This is a genomic window from Arthrobacter sp. TB 26, assembly GCF_000427315.1.
In the GTDB taxonomy this organism is placed as follows: domain Bacteria; phylum Actinomycetota; class Actinomycetes; order Actinomycetales; family Micrococcaceae; genus Arthrobacter.
The window spans coordinates 22,507-37,534 of sequence record NZ_AUPJ01000310.1; the positions used below are offsets into that span (position 1 = coordinate 22,507).

General features: G+C 64.2%; 15 protein-coding genes. 7 read left to right on the forward strand and 8 right to left on the reverse strand.

The genetic code is table 11. The features are described 5' to 3' along the window. Window positions 1–12: 12 nt before the first annotated feature. Window positions 13–399: a helix-turn-helix domain-containing protein gene (locus K789_RS22940; protein WP_024366910.1), complete on the reverse strand. Its 387-nt coding sequence runs from the start codon at window positions 397–399 to the stop codon at window positions 13–15. Between the two features lie 202 nt (window positions 400–601). Here K789_RS22940 and K789_RS0111615 point away from each other — a divergent pair, with 202 nt between their 5' ends. The 3 genes from K789_RS0111615 to K789_RS0111625 all read left to right on the forward strand — a co-directional run bounded on the left by K789_RS0111615 (window position 602) and on the right by K789_RS0111625 (window position 3,763). After that, window positions 602–1,117 (forward strand): helix-turn-helix domain-containing protein, encoded by a 516-nt coding sequence (locus tag K789_RS0111615; RefSeq protein WP_128081615.1) that lies wholly within the window; start codon window positions 602–604, stop codon window positions 1,115–1,117. Then, window positions 1,114–2,235: a tyrosine-type recombinase/integrase gene (locus tag K789_RS0111620; RefSeq protein WP_024366912.1), complete on the forward strand. Its 1,122-nt coding sequence runs from the start codon at window positions 1,114–1,116 to the stop codon at window positions 2,233–2,235. The genes K789_RS0111615 and K789_RS0111620 overlap by 4 nt, the downstream gene beginning before the upstream one ends. Before the next feature lie 229 nt (window positions 2,236–2,464). Continuing rightward, window positions 2,465–3,763 carry a hypothetical protein gene (locus K789_RS0111625; RefSeq protein ID WP_128081616.1) on the forward strand — a complete coding sequence of 433 codons (1,299 nt, stop codon included), beginning with the start codon at window positions 2,465–2,467 and terminating at the stop codon, window positions 3,761–3,763. Window positions 3,764–4,087: 324 nt separating this feature from the next. On the opposite strand, the gene K789_RS0111630 is transcribed toward K789_RS0111625, so the two are convergent. Continuing rightward, on the reverse strand, window positions 4,088–4,456 hold the full coding sequence (locus tag K789_RS0111630) for a cupin domain-containing protein (protein ID WP_024366914.1): 369 nt from the start codon (window positions 4,454–4,456) through the stop codon (window positions 4,088–4,090). Between the two features lie 114 nt (window positions 4,457–4,570). On the opposite strand from K789_RS0111630, the gene K789_RS0111635 reads away from it, so the two are divergent. Next, entirely contained in the window at window positions 4,571–5,485 is a 915-nt protein-coding gene (locus K789_RS0111635) for a DMT family transporter (RefSeq protein WP_024366915.1), read from the forward strand. 32 nt (window positions 5,486–5,517) lie between these two features. Here the strand turns inward: K789_RS0111635 and K789_RS0111640 are convergent, their stop codons facing one another. Together K789_RS0111640 and K789_RS0111645 are read right to left on the reverse strand one after the other, a co-directional pair. Then, complete coding sequence (locus K789_RS0111640; RefSeq protein ID WP_024366916.1) at window positions 5,518–6,393, reverse strand: glycosyltransferase; 876 nt, start codon at window positions 6,391–6,393, stop codon at window positions 5,518–5,520. A gap of 155 nt (window positions 6,394–6,548) precedes the next feature. Next, window positions 6,549–7,529: a hypothetical protein gene (locus K789_RS0111645; protein WP_024366917.1), complete on the reverse strand. Its 981-nt coding sequence runs from the start codon at window positions 7,527–7,529 to the stop codon at window positions 6,549–6,551. A 155-nt stretch (window positions 7,530–7,684) separates the two neighbouring features. Between K789_RS0111645 and K789_RS0111650 the strand changes: the two genes are divergently transcribed. Together K789_RS0111650 and K789_RS0111655 are read left to right on the forward strand one after the other, a co-directional pair. Then, window positions 7,685–8,230: a peptidylprolyl isomerase gene (locus K789_RS0111650; RefSeq protein WP_024366918.1), complete on the forward strand. Its 546-nt coding sequence runs from the start codon at window positions 7,685–7,687 to the stop codon at window positions 8,228–8,230. Window positions 8,231–8,239: 9 nt separating this feature from the next. Continuing rightward, window positions 8,240–9,121: a rhomboid family intramembrane serine protease gene (locus tag K789_RS0111655; protein ID WP_024366919.1), complete on the forward strand. Its 882-nt coding sequence runs from the start codon at window positions 8,240–8,242 to the stop codon at window positions 9,119–9,121. 1,237 nt (window positions 9,122–10,358) lie between these two features. Here K789_RS0111655 and K789_RS0111665 read toward each other — a convergent pair. After that, window positions 10,359–10,964 carry a DNA-3-methyladenine glycosylase I gene (locus K789_RS0111665; RefSeq protein ID WP_024366921.1) on the reverse strand — a complete coding sequence of 202 codons (606 nt, stop codon included), beginning with the start codon at window positions 10,962–10,964 and terminating at the stop codon, window positions 10,359–10,361. A 121-nt stretch (window positions 10,965–11,085) separates the two neighbouring features. After that, the gene (locus K789_RS0111670; protein ID WP_024366922.1) at window positions 11,086–11,340 is read right to left on the reverse strand and encodes a cell division protein CrgA; all 255 of its coding nucleotides are present in this window, start codon (window positions 11,338–11,340) and stop codon (window positions 11,086–11,088) included. A 267-nt stretch (window positions 11,341–11,607) separates the two neighbouring features. On the opposite strand from K789_RS0111670, the gene K789_RS0111675 reads away from it, so the two are divergent. Continuing rightward, window positions 11,608–12,249, forward strand: coding sequence for an anthranilate synthase component II (locus K789_RS0111675; protein ID WP_024366923.1), 642 nt, complete (start codon window positions 11,608–11,610; stop codon window positions 12,247–12,249). Window positions 12,250–12,278: 29 nt separating this feature from the next. Here K789_RS0111675 and pknB read toward each other — a convergent pair whose 3' ends face one another. Both pknB and K789_RS0111685 read right to left on the reverse strand, forming a co-directional pair. Beyond that, a complete protein-coding gene (gene pknB / locus K789_RS0111680) occupies window positions 12,279–14,228 on the reverse strand; it encodes a Stk1 family PASTA domain-containing Ser/Thr kinase (RefSeq protein ID WP_024366924.1) in 1,950 nt (649 codons plus the stop codon). 6 nt (window positions 14,229–14,234) lie between these two features. Further along, window positions 14,235–15,028, reverse strand: a 794-nt coding sequence (locus tag K789_RS0111685; protein WP_024366925.1) for a PASTA domain-containing protein, incomplete at its 5' end; no start/stop codon positions are given.

The following is a 15,028-nucleotide window of genomic DNA, read 5'->3' on the forward strand; positions in this document are numbered from 1 at the left end:
GACCTGCGGCGCTCATCGAAGGTCACTACTGCACGGTGCGGCACCGGATACGCGGTGAAGATGGGTGGTGGAAGCAGCTGTGATGTTACGGACCCGGGTCCGGCCGCTTGCGATTGCTGCCAGGGGAAGGTCTCTGAGCTGGGAGCTGCCAAAGTCGCGTGGTCTGTTCTCACGATCGCGCATCCAAGCGTTCAAGTCTTCGGGGTCAATCCGCCAGCGCGCGGCCTTCTCAGGGCCGCCTACGTTGATCGCCCGGAGATCGCCTTTGGCGATGAGCTGGCGGATCCACCAGGGAGTCACGCCTATCACCAGCGCTGCGTCCTTGACTTCGAGAAGTGCGTGATCGCGACCGATGCTGTCGAGGATGCTGGTCAGGGTGGTGTGGATGGTGCATTGCATAAAGTGGCCTCTCGGACTTCGAGTTGAAGATCCGATGCCGGTACGCGTCTGGCGTACCTCGGCCCCGTACGGCCTGTTGGCCGGTTTCATTCGCCTCGTTGGAGACGCGCGCAGCTCAGCGGCTGCGTCTTGACGGTGGGCTCTGGGAGCCTGGCTTTGTAAGTATACCGAATCGGTAGCGATTTGTAGTAATGTGTGTTGAATGAATGAATCGCTCAAGCATCCAAGCCTCGAAGTCCCGCCTGAGAGTGCAATGCTTAAGGCCGCCTACCGAGATTCCGGCCTGACCGTTGCAGACCTCGCCTCGGCGACCGGACTAAGTGTCGGCACCGTGCACATTGCCCTGAACGGCATCCGGTACCGCGACGGCAAGGCGAGGGTCGCGATCCCGCCGGACCGCACGCTGGTCAAGCTGGCCTCCGCGCTTCGCGTCCACCCGGACGTCCTCCGCGTCCACGACCGAGCCCGCGCCGCAGACCTGCTCGTCGAAGCCAGCCGAATCGAAGCCGGGGAAGAGGTTTCCTTTGCTTCGGAGCGGGAAGCCCAGGCAGCTGTGGCCGGCCGCTATGTCCTCGCGCGGCAGGTCCTTGCAGCGTTTTCCGATGAAGAACTCCGTGCAGAACTCGAGCGCCGTGACCGTAGCGAGCAAATTCTCATGCACCGCCAGGACGAGGCGGACGTCGCTGAGACGCTGACGACCGACAGGTGGCCACTATGACAGTGCATGATCTCTGGGCGGGTTTGTCCAAGGCAGAAGTGGCGGAGAAGCGTGCACGCAATGCGCCGCGCTGGCAGAGGAGATGGCGGGAGGGCGTCGGGCGGGAAGCACCCCAGCGCAAGCTGTCGTACAAAGAGCACCAGAAGGCCCAGGCCTACCAGGACGACGCCAATCAAATGGGCATACCCAGGGCTCAGGCCATACGCGCAGCGTCTGTGACCGTCGGGACACTCCTGGACCGTCATCTCGCTGCCAAGGCAGACCCCGGCAGCTCTCCGAACACTGTCAGCACTGATCTTCACCACGCAGGCGTCGTCCGCGAGGCGTTCGGCGACCGTGTCGTCTCGACCCTCGACACCACGGAGATCGAGATCTGGGCCCGGCGCCCTGGCCTGGCCAGCTCTTCGCGGAAGAAGCAAGTCGAGATCCTCCGGGCAGCCTTCAAGCGAGGCGTCCACGACCGGCTCGTTGCCGCCGACCTCACTGAGGGCATCGTCGTTTCCCTCGGCCACGTAGAGCGCCCCTATTGGGCTTCCGAGGAACTCATGGCCGTCATCGCGGCCACACCGAAGGTTGCTGACAAGGCGCTCTTGGGGGTGCTGGGGCTGATGGGAGTGCGTTCCGGCGAGGCCCGGGCGCTGCTTATCGGACACCTGATCGACGGCAGGCTCTGGGTGAGGAATTCGGGGTCCGGCACGGACACGACCAAGACCCGGGCCAGCCGACGCAGGCTTCCGGTACCTGAGGCCGTGCTGCCTTGGCTGCTTGAACATTCCTACGGGCGTCCCGAGACGACTCCTCTCTTCGAGAGTCCCCGCAAACCGGGCCATCCGGTCGGAAAACGGTATGTGTCCGACATCGTCACCCGCGGCGTCACCCGGGCGAATGCGGGCCGATCCGAACGGATCGCGCGCATCAACGTCCACGGGCTCCGGCACACGTTCGCCGCCATCGCGCTCTCCGAGGCCGGCGGCGACATCTTGTCTGTCAGCCGGGCCTTGGGGCACTCCAAGCCATCGACGACCTTGAATGAGTACGGCCATCTCGCCCCCGCAGGCCTTGAGCCCCTCATGGCCAGGATTGATGATCTCGTGGGCGGGAACGGGACGTCAGCGTGACGTCTATTTGCCGGGCTACTCCCTCCATATCTGGGACGCTGCCGTTTCTAGAAGTCACCTTGACTCGCTCACGTGGAACTCCGGGGTAGAGACGCCCGGCTTGAGTGCGTTCGGTGATGAGTTCCCGTTCCCTCTCGGCCAGAGATGCCATCACGTTGGAGAAAGGGCGCCCAATTGGGACACCTTCAGCGGCCCCAACGCTAGTCTGACTTCCCGATACTGTTTGCAAGTGAACATTTTCAACGTACAGCCGCGCCCTCGTGTGCTCTTTGAAGACTTTCCCCAGGATGTGGTGACAAAAGAATTCTTGGAGCTCGTACCAACGATCAAGCTCGTAACCAGCACTGAGAGGGTGCATGAAGACGAGTACGACATACTGGTAACGTTCGCGAAGGACGCCCGTCGTCGTTCCGCACATCTGCACGTACTCTCGTTTGGAGCGAACGCGGCGGGAGGCTTCAGTGAGGACCGAACGAAGTACTCCCTCCTTCGGGATGTGTCCACGCTGGCAAATGAGCTGGCAATCCCAACCGACGTCCCACCGGCCCTTGCCGCACTCTTGAAAACATCTGTGATTCCCAGCACGCCCGAGGGGCACAAACCGGTCTGGCGCCTTGTGAGGGCAGCACAGGGCTATCTGGCAACAGTCGCAGATGATGGCAACCTCGCATCGCGGTGCATTCCCCTCGTTCACGTCGGGGCGAAACAATCCGTCTATGCACTGCTTGCGGAACGCGGCGGCAAACTGAACCTGGTTTTGCCCGCAGAAACTCAACAGCACTTGGCTTGGCTTCGGCTCTTTCTGGACATGGTTGGCAATGTTGATCCAGATAGCGTGCCTCCAGACGTTGACTGGAAAACAAGCGCCCGATGGTCCCCGCCTGAAGTTAGCAAGCATGTAGGTGACCTGCAGGCACTGAGGCGGGCTCATGAGGAAGCTCTCACGGAATTTCAGCGGCGTGAACAGGAGATCCAAGCTCAGCTGGAGGAGTCGACGCGCTTGGCGGACGAAGGAACCCGCAGGATTCTAACTAGTGACGGCGATGAACTAGTGGAGGCTGTAACCACAGTTCTGGAAGACCTCGGGTTCACGGTCAGAGACATGGACGATCACCACGACGAACGAACCGGAGCGAAACTCGAAGACCTTCGCGTCGAAGACCCGTCGGATGCTGACTGGCTGACTCTTGTGGAAGTGAAGGGGTATGCGAAAGGTGCGAAGGTGAATGACGTCCCCCAAATTACAGGGCGGCCGGCGGTGGCCTTTACCAAGGAGACCGGACAGGAGCCTCCTGCCGTCTGGCATATCGTCAATGCTTGGCGGGGCACTAACCCATCGACGCGAGTCCAGGCGATTCCCAACGATGACGACCTGCGGCCGCTCACCGAGGCCGCGGGAGCACTAATAGATACACGGGACCTCTATGAAGCATGGAGGGATGTATCCGCTGGCATTTCGGACGCTGAGTCAGTCCGAGCAAGCCTCAGAGCCGCGAAGACCCGTTGGCGATGGATACCTGGGAGCTGACAATAGTGTTAGGGGGCCAATTCAAGAAAGCTGAGTCAAGCAGGTTTGTTGGTCGATCCGGATCACGACTGCTTTCCATCCTTCGGGACCAAGATCTGGGCGCACCGGAGGTGCCCTTCGGACAGGTGCGCCCCAGATGCGCCCCAGGCCGGAAAAATTTGCTGAATAACAGGTTCAAAAAGCCCATTGCCCCATGCTTTGCAAGCAGGGGGTTCGGGGTTCGAGTCCCCGTGCCTCCACCATAAGAAAGGCCCCGGCCCGCGGAAACGCGGACCGGGGCCTTTTGCATGTGTGCCCACTGCGCGGAGGGCCGGGGAGTACCCCTCATTCCTTGGGTTTGGCGTAGTCGTCCATGCCCTGCCAGTCGATGAAGATGTAGGGCTCGTCGCCGACGACCCACGCATCATGTCCCGGCGGGATGACGCCAAAGTCACCCGGGCCGAACTCGTTCTCCTCGCCGTCGTCCATGACTACCTTGAGGCGGCCCGAGATTGTGTAGCCCTTGTGGGCAATCATGCAGCTGTCCGTCTGAGCGATCGGTTTGACGTGCTGGGACCACTTCCAGCCGGGCAGGAACGTCGCACGTGACACGGCGCCGGCGTCGAGATTGACGAGCTCCACCTGGCCCATCCCGTCTTTGACGGGGCGGGTTTCCTCCGGATTGTCCAGGCTCTTGCGGATGGTTGAAGCCATGATGGTCTCCTTTGTGGATGATGGTGAGACCGGATTTAAGACTGGCACCGCCGCCTGCCACGGTCAAGGATNCGGGTTCAGCTGCGTACTCCCAGTCCCCACTACTGTTGGACCGTGAACTTCTTCCTCGCCGCCCTGGGCGTCCTCGGGGTGGCCTCCTCCGGGCCGCTCATCGCCGCCACCCTGGGGGCCACGTCCGTCAGTGCCCTGGCCATCGCCTTTTGGCGCAACGCGATTGGTTCGGTCGTTATGGCCGGACCTGTGCTGGTCCGGAACCCACGCCAGTTCGGCCGGGTCACCGGCCGCGAGTTTCGCTGGTCCCTGGCGGCCGCCGTCGCCTTGGCACTGCACTTCGCCTGCTTCATCACCTCGCTGCAGTTGACCTCGGTCGCGGCAGCGACGGCCCTCGTGTGCCTGCAGTCGGGCTGGATCGCCATCTTCCAGCTCCTTCGGGGTGTCAGACACCGCTGGCCTGTCCTGGCCGGCCTTGGGATCGCGTTCGGCGGTGTCATCGCCATCACCGGGTTCGATATGGGCAGCTCCCCGGACGCGCTGCTGGGCGACCTCCTGGCGGTGGCGGGCGGCGCCTTGGCGGGGATCTACACGCTGGCCGGCGGCAAGGCCCGCCAGACCATGGGAACGGGCATCTACACCACCCTGTGCTACGGGATGTGCGCTGCCGTTGTTGCAATACTGGCGCTGTTCTGGCAGCAGCCGCTGGCAGGCTTCGAAGCCTCCGGCTGGCTGGGCATCCTGTCGATCACGGTGTGCGCCCAGCTGATCGGCCACACGGCTTTCAACCACCTGCTGGCGACCATGAGCCCGCTGCTGGTCTCCATGATCATCCTGCTTGAGATTCCGGGCGCTGCGCTGCTGGCTGCCGCGTTCCTGTCCGAGACCCTGCCCGCCGGCACCTACGCCGGGTTGGCGATGATCCTGGTGGGGCTCGCCGTCGTCGTCCTGGGACAGCGCAGTTCACGCTCCATGCGGCGTGCTGCGGCCGGGCTGGCGGAGCTGGGGACGGACTGACTATCGAAGGCCGGTGTCGGCCGCGCTGGGGGCTACTGGCCGCCGCGGCGGGCAGGCTGGGCCGTGTTGACCGTGTGGATCGCGCGCAGGAGCTTGGCCGGGAAGTACACCGAGAAGAAGACGACCATGGGGGCCTTGAGTGCCATCTTTTTGACGTTGTGGGCCTTGTACGTGCGGTCGAAGCGCGTCACGTAGTAGCGGTAGTCGCGGGGAGAGTCTTCCAGCCGGCGAGCGGACATGCCGGAGACCATCTGCGGCCAGTACTGGATCCTGAGCTCGTGGTCGGCCAGGTGCAGGGACAAGTCGATGTCCTCATGCATCTCGTCCTTCTCATCCCGGCATGTTTCGCTCCGGATGATCTCCCACGCCGAGCGGCGGAGCGCCATATTGGACCCAAAGAGAAAGTGGTACTGGTGTTTGGCTAGCTTGAGCATCAGCTGGCGCATCTTATCGTCGGCCTTCAGGCCAAATCGCCGCATCGGCATGTCGTAGTAGACCACCGGGCCGGTGGCGGCGTGGACCGACTTATCCCGGAAGGCCTTCTGCACCTCTTCGACCCAGTCGGGCTCGAGGACGGAGTCTGCGTCGATCCGGCCGAGGATATCTCCCGTGGCATGGTCGAGACCGAAGTTACGGGTGGGGATCAGACCCTGGTCCCGGTCCTGGCTGAGCAGGATGATGGGGCTCTCGGGGTACTCCAGTTGCATCTGCCGGACGATATCGGCTGTGCGGTCCTTGGACATGTTGTCGACGACGATGATCTCGTGCGCCGGGACAGACTGGTAGACGGCAGCAATCAGGCACTGCCGGATGACGCTTTCCTCGTTGTACGCCGGGATGACAATAGACACAGCCAGCGTCGGCGCAGCGTCGTGTAAGGCATCCTCAGAGGATTTTTCGGGTGACATTCCCCCAAATTTAGCACTACCGCGGTTTTTCCAGCCCGGCGCCGGGCAATGCCCCGGCTACGAACTGGTAAACATCGTGCGCAAAAAAGGGAGGGATCCCGCCACTGGCGGAATCCCTCCCTCAACGGCTGCCTGAAGGCAACCCGCAGTCTTCTTTAGCTGCCGGTGCTCTTGTCCGTGCCGTTGTTGCGGCTTGCGGCGATGTTCCGTACTGCGGTCTTGGCATCGGTGGCAACCTTGGCGGAAGCGTCCTTGATGTCCTCGACAGCGTCCTCGGCCGCATGCTTGGCGGTGGCGGCGGCGTCGTCGGTGGACTTGGCCACATCAGCCGAAGCGTCCGCGACGGCGTCCGCTGCGGCAACTGTCGATGCGCCGGCCTGGCCGGCTGCTTCCTTGGCGGAATCCTTGACATCGTTGACGGTTGTGGCCGGCACGGGCGCGGGGGTGACCGGTGCAGGCGTCTTCCACGGATCCTCGACCGGCTTGGAAGCCTTCCACGCGGCAACACCCGCAGCTGCCGCTGCGGCGATGATGCCGAAGATCAGCAGCCCGCGGTGCTTGGGCTTCTGTGGCTTGGCAACCTCGACCCCGACGGCCTTGCCGGCCTTTTTCGCAGCAACCTTGACGTGGGTGCCGGCGGATTTGGCCTGCTCCTGGACGGAGTGGATGATCCCCGCGTCACCGAGCCTCTGGGCAACGGCGTCCACATGGGCCGGCGCGCTCTGGAGCGTCCGGTGCACGGCGTCCGAGGCGTGGCCGATCTGGTCCGAAAGTTTCGGCAGATATTCGACGACAACCCGGTCACGGGCGTTTGCGATGACCGGTGTCGCCTTGTCCAGCGCCTCGTGCAGGCGCGGGGTGGCTCCCTCAACGGCATCGGTGATTTTTGGTGCGAGGTGGGCCAGTCCGTCCTGGAGGCGCGGGGTTACCGTCGCCACGCCGTCGGCGAGATTGTAGGCGGCCGACTTGAGCCCCTCCTGGATCTTGGGAGAAGCTGTATCCAGGCCCTGCTGCAGACGAGGAACGGCCCAGTTGACGGCCGCCTCAACCCGCGGGGTTGCCCATTCCTTGGCGTTTTCTACTCCGGTGCTGACTGAATGCTCCAGCTCACGGGCAATTCGATCCGTTTTCTTCACAACTACCTCCCGATTAATGTGACGGTTCTGCAGTTAGCCTACGTGTCCCAGACCTCACGAGCCATTCTTCAGGCGGATTTTGGGCCGATTTCACCCAGCGCGGAACTGGCGGAGCGGCCCTGTGTGTAATGGCCTGTCATGGAAGAATAGGGCCTATGACTGCCATCGCAACTGCAAAAGCAACCATCCACACGAGCATGGGCGACATTGTCGTCAACCTCTTCGGCAACCACGCTCCCAAGACCGTCGAGAACTTCGTCGGACTGGCGACGGGCGAGAAGGCCTGGACCCACCCGGAATCGGGCGAGGACAAGACGGGCACGCCGCTGTATGACGGCACCATCTTCCACCGCATCATCAAGGACTTCATGATCCAGGCGGGCGATCCCCTGGGCCGTGGTGTTGGCGGGCCGGGCTACAAGTTCGACGACGAGATCCACCCGGAGCTGACCTTCAACGACCCCTACAAGCTGGCCATGGCGAACGCCGGCATCCAGATGGGCCGCGGCACCAACGGCTCACAGTTCTTCATCACCACCATCCCCACCGGCTGGCTGCAAGGCAAGCACAGCATCTTCGGCGAGGTGGCGGACGACGAGTCCAAGAAGGTTGTCGACTCCATCGAGGGCGTCCGCACCGGAATGGGCGACCGTCCTGTCGAGGACGTCGTCATCAAGAGCATTGATGTAGTGAAGCTCTAAGCCCACCGCATGAGCTACGGAATTCCGGCGGCAGAGCCGTCCGCGGAGATCCCGGTGTGCCCCCGGCACCCGGACCGGCCTGCCTATGTGCGCTGCCAGCGGTGCGGGCGCCCTGCGTGCCCCGACTGCCAGCGGGCGGCCGCCGTCGGATTCCAATGCGTTGACTGTGTTAACGAAACAAAACGTACGACGCCGGACGTCAGGACCGTCTACGGCGGCGCCGTGACCGCCGGTAAGCCCATGGTCACCCTGTCCCTCATCGGGCTCTGCGTCCTGGTCTTTGTTCTCCAGTGGCTGGTCCCCAACGACGGCATCTATCAGAACCTGGCGTTTGCCACTGTCTATGCCTCTCCGGACTACGGGGTCTTCGAACCCTGGCGCATGGTGACGTCCGCCTTCCTCCATTCCCAGGGTTTCATCCTCCACATTGTGCTCAACATGTACATGCTGTGGGTGTTTGGCCAGGCCCTGGAGCCCCTCCTGGGCCGGATCCGCTTCCTGGCGGTTTATCTGCTCTCCGCCTTCGGCGGTTCGGTCGGCTACCTCCTGTTGACGCCGGGGTATGTCCCGGGCCAGCCGCTGAGCGGCGTGGTAGGTGCTTCAGGCGCCATCTTCGGCCTCTTCGGCGCCATGCTGGTGGTCCAGCGCCGCCGCGGCGGCGACACGAGGCAACTCTGGGTGCTGATCCTCATCAACGGCGTTATCGGCTTCGTGGTCCCGTCGATTGCCTGGCAGGCCCACCTGGGCGGTGCCGTGACTGGTGCCCTGTGTGCCGCCGTTGTTGCGTACACACCCCGCGGCCCGCGGCAGGGCCTGTTGCAGGCCGGCGGCCTGGTCTTGGTGCTGGCACTGCTCATCGCCGTCTCTGCCCTCCGGGTTGCCAGCGCCTGACCGCGCCTTCCCTGCCGTCACCCCGCCTCCTGCGCCCTCCCCCACATCCTGCGCGGGCCGGAGGGCGGCGCCACGCCGGCACCCCCACCGTCCTGTCCGGCAGGTCGAAGCTCGGGTCAGCCAGGGACTCCCCTCCGTCCGTCCCGCGACGTTCCAGCCCAGTTCATCGGTGCCGGATTACGTCTCAGCATCCTGGAACCACGGATTTCCGCGGGCCCGGCGGTGTGGAGGTGGCAGCAACTGGGCGGGAGCGTCGTGCCGGAGCCGATCCGCAGCGCTCGGCCGCCCGTCAGGAGCGGGCTGCCGCCGTCGATGCTCATCACGGCATGGCCCGTCCAGGTCGTCCTCCGTCATGTGCTCCCCGGGCAGGTCCCCGAAGGCTTCTAGGTAGGCCTCGTCGCCGTAGCACCTCGCGATGAAGGACTTTTCCCACAGAGTTTCCCCTTTTTCCACAGCGCGTCCTGCCCTGCGCGTACTTCTGCGGCGCCGCCGCTGGGACGGGTACCGTCTGCAGAAGGACTGCCCGGACGAACAGCCGGCAAGTTGTCCACAGGGGTTATCCACACTGTTGGTAACTTACACGCCTGTAGTTCACGACGGCGTGCGGGATCTGAGGGCCACACCGGGCGATTCTGCCGATTTGCACTTCGAGATCTCCACATTTGTGGATAACTCCTGTGGGCTGCCCTGTGGTTAAGTGGACAACTCCGGTCGGGAACGCCGGTCCGGCGATGGCGGGGCTTATCAGGCAGGCATCGAGGTGCCGCTGGGAACCTCCGGCACCAGACCAGGTTCCCGACTCAAATCTGATTTCAACAGGGTTATTCACAGTGTTAATAACCCGTCGCCCCAAGTGATGTAGCAGGAATTGCCGCCAGGTGGCGCCAGGGAGTCCCGAAGACCGCCCTTATCAGCGCGTTATCCCCAGCTGTGGATAAGTTGTGGGTACTGGCCTGTTGTTAAGTGGATAACCCTGTCGCTGGGTGCTGAACCGGGAAAGGCGAGGGTAACCGAGCGCCCCGGTCCCGCTTCCGAGAAGCAGGTGCAGCGGGTTGAGACTTATCCACAGGAAATCCACACTGTTAATAACTCACATGCCTGTAACTCCGTGCCGAATGCCTGCCGGCAGGGACCCCTCAGGGCCACAACATAGGGGAAATGGGGGATAAGGGCGTATCCCGCACAGAGTTACCCACATTGTGGATAACTCAGGCAGTGTTGTGCACAGCGCCAGGGCTCAGCGCGGCCAGATCCCTGAGGTTCCTCTGCGGTGGCTGTCCAGCAGGTGGGTGTCGATCATGCCGATTGCTTCCATCAGGGCATACATGGTGGTGGGCCCGACAAAAGCGAACCCCCGCTTCCGCAGCGCCTTGGACAGGGCGATGGACTCCGCCGAGGTGGTCGGGATGTCCTCGTGGGACGTCGGCTCGGGCGTGGAATCTGGCTGGAACGCCCAGACGAAGTCAACCAGCCCGCCGTCGTCCCGCAGAGCAATAGTGGCCTGGGCGTTGGTGATGGCGGCCCGGATCTTCAGCCGGTTGCGGACGATCCCGGCGTCGAGGAGGAGCCGCTCAACATCGGCCTCGGTGAATGCGGCCACCGTCTCGGGATGGAAGTTGTGGAAGGCGGCCCGGAATGCCGGCCGCTTCCGGAGAATCGTGGCCCAGGACAGGCCGGCCTGGAAACCCTCGAGGCTGATGCGCTCGTAGAGGCCCTGCTCGTCGCGTACCGGAAGGCCCCACTCGGTGTCGTAGTACTCGCGCAGCAACGGATCCACGGCCGCCCACTGTGGCCGGGCCAACCCGTCGTCGCCGATCACCGGGCCTGTTACTGTCGGGGTCATCCGGGCTCCTTCACTCGCAATGGTTCTCCGCTCCAGCATTATCGGCCCTTCGGAGGCCGCGAGGTTAACGGAAAAGACCGGTACACGCGGTGTGTACCGGTCTTTCGTCAGCGGCTGCGATTCAAGAACGCCAGCGGGTGGTCATGAGGAAGCCGACGATGGCGATGCCGAACCCGGCGATGATGTTCCCGGATCCCCAGGCGGCGACGGGAAGGGTCCCCTCGCTGATGTAGAAGGTGATGATCCACAGGAGGCCGAGGATCATCAGGCCGAACATCACGGGCTTGAACCAGACCGGGTTGGGCTTGTTGGCCTGCGCCGCGGCAGTCTGCGGCGTTGCGGGGGTGGTGCGTTTGCGGCGCTTTGACTCGGGCACGGATCCTCCTGGGCTGCTGGAACAGGAGCGGGACCCTGGCTTGATATCCTGCAAGGAGGAATACACCGGCGGTCAGCGCGCTCTTGGTCATGTCGAAGTTCTTGTTCGCAGCCAATTCTAGCTGTAGTTGGTGCCACAGCGGTGTCCGCCGCGAACGTCCGGGAGGAGAACGCACGTGCTGCAGCTGCAGGATGGTTCAGTTCCTTTTTCCCTGGATGGCACAATTCACCGGTTCACTGATTCAACGATTGGTTCAGCAAGGCACCCATGAGCACAACCAAGATTCTCGTCGTCGACAACTATGACAGCTTTGTGTACACCCTGGTGGGATACCTCCAGGAACTCGGTGCCGAGACCACGGTGGTCCGCAACGACGACGTCACCCTGGCCGAGGCGATCGACCTCGCCGAAGCGCGCGACGGCGTCCTCATCTCGCCGGGTCCCGGGAACCCCGCCGGCGCGGGGGTCTGCATCGAGCTGATCAAGTGGTGCGGAACCCACAACAAACCAATGCTGGGGGTCTGCCTGGGCCATCAGGCTCTGGCGGAGGCGTACGGGGGGACAGTCACCCACGCTCCGGAACTGATGCACGGCAAGACGTCCCTCGTGGAGCACCACGGGAGCAGTGTGTTCACCGGGTTGCCGTCGCCCTTCACCGCGACCCGCTACCACTCCCTCGCCGCCGTCCGTGAGAGCATCCCGGAGGTCCTGGAGATCACTGCGGAGACGGGGACCGGGGTTGTTATGGGGTTGCAGCACCGCACCGCTCCTCTCTGCGGAGTGCAGTTCCACCCGGAGTCCGTCTTGACCGAAGGCGGTTACCAGATGCTCGGGAACTGGCTCGAATCCCTCGGCATGTCAGGTGCTGCCCAGCGGGCCTCGACGCTCAGCCCGCTCATCAAGCACTAGCGGGCGAGGCCGGCCGGGTTAGCTCCGTCTTACTTGGCGCTCTTGGTGGGCGTCGGGGTCGGCGTGGGTGTGGGGCTCGGCGGCGGCGGGGGCGGCGGAGCCTTGGCCACGGTGACGGTGATCGTCTTGCCCTGTTCCACGAGGACATCCGCGGGGTCAGTCTGTCCGGTGACCTTCCCCGGTTCCACCTCGGAATTTTCGACTTCCGTGGCGTTCATGACCAAGCCAAGTGCCTTCAGGGCGGCTTCAGCCTCGGCCCGGGGAAGGCCGACGAGCTGGGGAACCACCACCTTGCCGGTGGAGACGATGATTTCCACCGTGCTGCCCGCGGCCACATTCTGGCCCGGCGCAGGGTTGGTGGTGATCACGATGCCGGCGGGGACCGTGGGACTGTTGGCCATGGTGGTGCCGGGTGCTCCCGCCAGTCCCTTCTGGCGGAGCACATCGCGGGCTGCCGCCTCCGTGCGTCCCGGCAGGTCGGCGGGGATGGTGATGACGCTGGGGCCTTCCGAGATGTTGAGCGTGATATCCGAATTCTGGTCCAGGGAGGTCCCCGTTGCCGGGACAGTGCCGACGGCGATGCCCTTGGCAATGGACTCGTGCTGCATCCGGCTCAGCTGGGGTTTGAGCCCGGCGTTGTAGAGCTTCTGGAGCGCCTCGGTCTCGGTCAGCGACGTCACCGACGGCACCAGGACCTTGGCGACCGGGGGCGGAGCCTGGTTCATCATGTTGTAGAGCCACAGGCCGCCTCCCGCCAACACGAGGACGGTGACGATCACGAGTGCGGTGATCCAGGTCCGGCGGCGGGACTTCTGACGCTGGGTGTGCTCCCGCTCGGGCGGAAGGACCAGCGGCAGGCTGCCTGTATCTGCGGCGCCATAGACGACACCCTGTTCCATCGGAGCATTCTCATCATCAGCCGGCGTCTCCACGGCGGGTCGGAGCCTGCCGGTGGGCGTCTCGTCAAGGAACTTCGCGCCAGTTACCGAGAAGACGGCCGTCGGGGCGTTGTCCGGCGTCGGAACCGTGTCATTGGGGTTTGTGGGCGCTTCGCTTGCCACCGGCGGGGCGACGCCGACTCCGCTCCGCGCGGCCCGGAGGGCGCGCCGGAATGCCGCGGCGTCCTGGAACCGGTCCGCGCGGTTCTTCTGCAGGGCCTTCATCAGCACGCTGTCCAGTGCCTCGGAGACGTCAGGATTCAGGCTGCTGGCCAGTTCGGGGATCTCGCGCACATGCTGGTAGGCAACGGAAACGGGGCTGTCGCCGATGAAGGGCGGCCGGCCGGCCAGCATCTCATACAGCAGGCATCCGGCCGAGTAGAGGTCGCTGCGGGCATCCACGGTCTCGCCGCGGGCCTGTTCCGGTGAAAGGTACTGTGCAGTACCCACCACGGCCTGGGTTTGGGTCATGGTGGCTGCCGAGTCCGCCATGGCGCGGGCAATCCCGAAATCCATCACCTTGACGCTGTTGGAGTCCGGGCAGAACATCACATTGGCAGGTTTGATATCGCGGTGCACGATCCCGGCCTTGTGGCTGTAATCCAGGGCGGCGAGCACCCCCAGGGTGAAGTCGATCGCCTGGTCGATGCTGACTTCCTTGGCCCTGATCAGGTCCCGGATGGTCTTTCCGGAGACGAACTCCATAACGATGTACGGGACCCGTACCGTATCTTCGTGGTCCCCGGGGACTGCGTGGTCCCCGGTGTCATAGATGGCCACGATTGAGGGATGGTTCAGGGCAGCCACCGCCTGCGCCTCGCGTTTGAACCTGGCCTGGAACTGGGGGTCCCGGGCCAGGTCCGGGCGGAGCAGCTTAACAGCCACGGTGCGTCCCAGCCGGGTGTCGACGCCGCGGAAGACGTCGGCCATGCCGCCGCGGCCGATCAGTTCACCCAGCTCATAGCGCCCGCTGAGGACGCGCTGCGTGTTCACGGGGCCGCGGTCCTCCCGGTGCGATGGGGTGCGGGGTGAAGTGGACATGGTGGCCTACGTTCCAGTCGGACTTGGCGTGGCTGCCGCGGACGCGGCTTTGGCCAGGTGGTAGGTCACCAGGGAGCCGGCGGGAACTTTGCTGCCGGAGGCGGGTTCTGAACTGACGAAAGTGCCGGCCGGCTCCTTTTTGGTGGTGGGGTCGACAGGATCGCCCTTGGCCCAGCGGAGGCCCGCGCTTTCGATGGCCTGCTGGACGGCGGCTTCGCTGGCGCCGGACTGGAGCGTCGGGACCGTGACGGATTCCGGGCCCTTGGAGTAGCTCACCGTGATGGTCGAGCCGGACGGGACTCGCCCGGCAGGGTCAATTTGAACCACCGTTCCGGGGGTGGCATCGTCGAATACCTCGGCTCCGGTCACGACAAGCCCCAGGCCGATCAGTTCGCTGCGGACCTGGTTGAAGGGGCGGCCGAGGTAGCTTTCCGGAATCAGGTTGATCGCAGCCGGTGTGGACTGTGTGGGCGTCGCGGAACTGCTGGTCGGGCTCGGGCTCGAGGACGTGGGCGAAGCGCTGGTGCTGCTTGGCTTCGCGCTGGTGGTGGTGGCGATGCTGCTCGCCGGCGTCTGCGGGAACAGAATCCCGGCCTGGGTCAGCACCACGCCCACCAGGGCGAACAGCACCAGCAGGATCAGGGCAATCAGCGGCCAGGTCCACGGGCTGCGGCCGCGACGTTCCGGCTCATCGACGGGCTCGTCGTAGTCGTCGTCCTCCTGGACCCAATGGCGTTCCGCGGCGAGAGCATCAGCGCGGGACAGCGTGTTTCGGGCACCGTAGGCGCTGGCCGCGGCGG

Coding starts and splice junctions, on each gene's coding strand:
- K789_RS0111615 (WP_128081615.1), top strand. CDS start 602: ATGAATGAATCGCTCAAGCATCCAAGCCTCGAAGTCCCGCCTGAGAGT.
- K789_RS22940 (WP_024366910.1), bottom strand. CDS start 399: ATGCAATGCACCATCCACACCACCCTGACCAGCATCCTCGACAGCATC.
- K789_RS0111630 (WP_024366914.1), bottom strand. CDS start 4,456: ATGGCTTCAACCATCCGCAAGAGCCTGGACAATCCGGAGGAAACCCGC.
- K789_RS0111675 (WP_024366923.1), top strand. CDS start 11,608: ATGAGCACAACCAAGATTCTCGTCGTCGACAACTATGACAGCTTTGTG.
- pknB (WP_024366924.1), bottom strand. CDS start 14,228: ATGTCCACTTCACCCCGCACCCCATCGCACCGGGAGGACCGCGGCCCC.
- K789_RS0111655 (WP_024366919.1), top strand. CDS start 8,240: ATGAGCTACGGAATTCCGGCGGCAGAGCCGTCCGCGGAGATCCCGGTG.
- K789_RS0111650 (WP_024366918.1), top strand. CDS start 7,685: ATGACTGCCATCGCAACTGCAAAAGCAACCATCCACACGAGCATGGGC.
- K789_RS0111620 (WP_024366912.1), top strand. CDS start 1,114: ATGACAGTGCATGATCTCTGGGCGGGTTTGTCCAAGGCAGAAGTGGCG.
- K789_RS0111640 (WP_024366916.1), bottom strand. CDS start 6,393: ATGTCACCCGAAAAATCCTCTGAGGATGCCTTACACGACGCTGCGCCG.
- K789_RS0111665 (WP_024366921.1), bottom strand. CDS start 10,964: ATGACCCCGACAGTAACAGGCCCGGTGATCGGCGACGACGGGTTGGCC.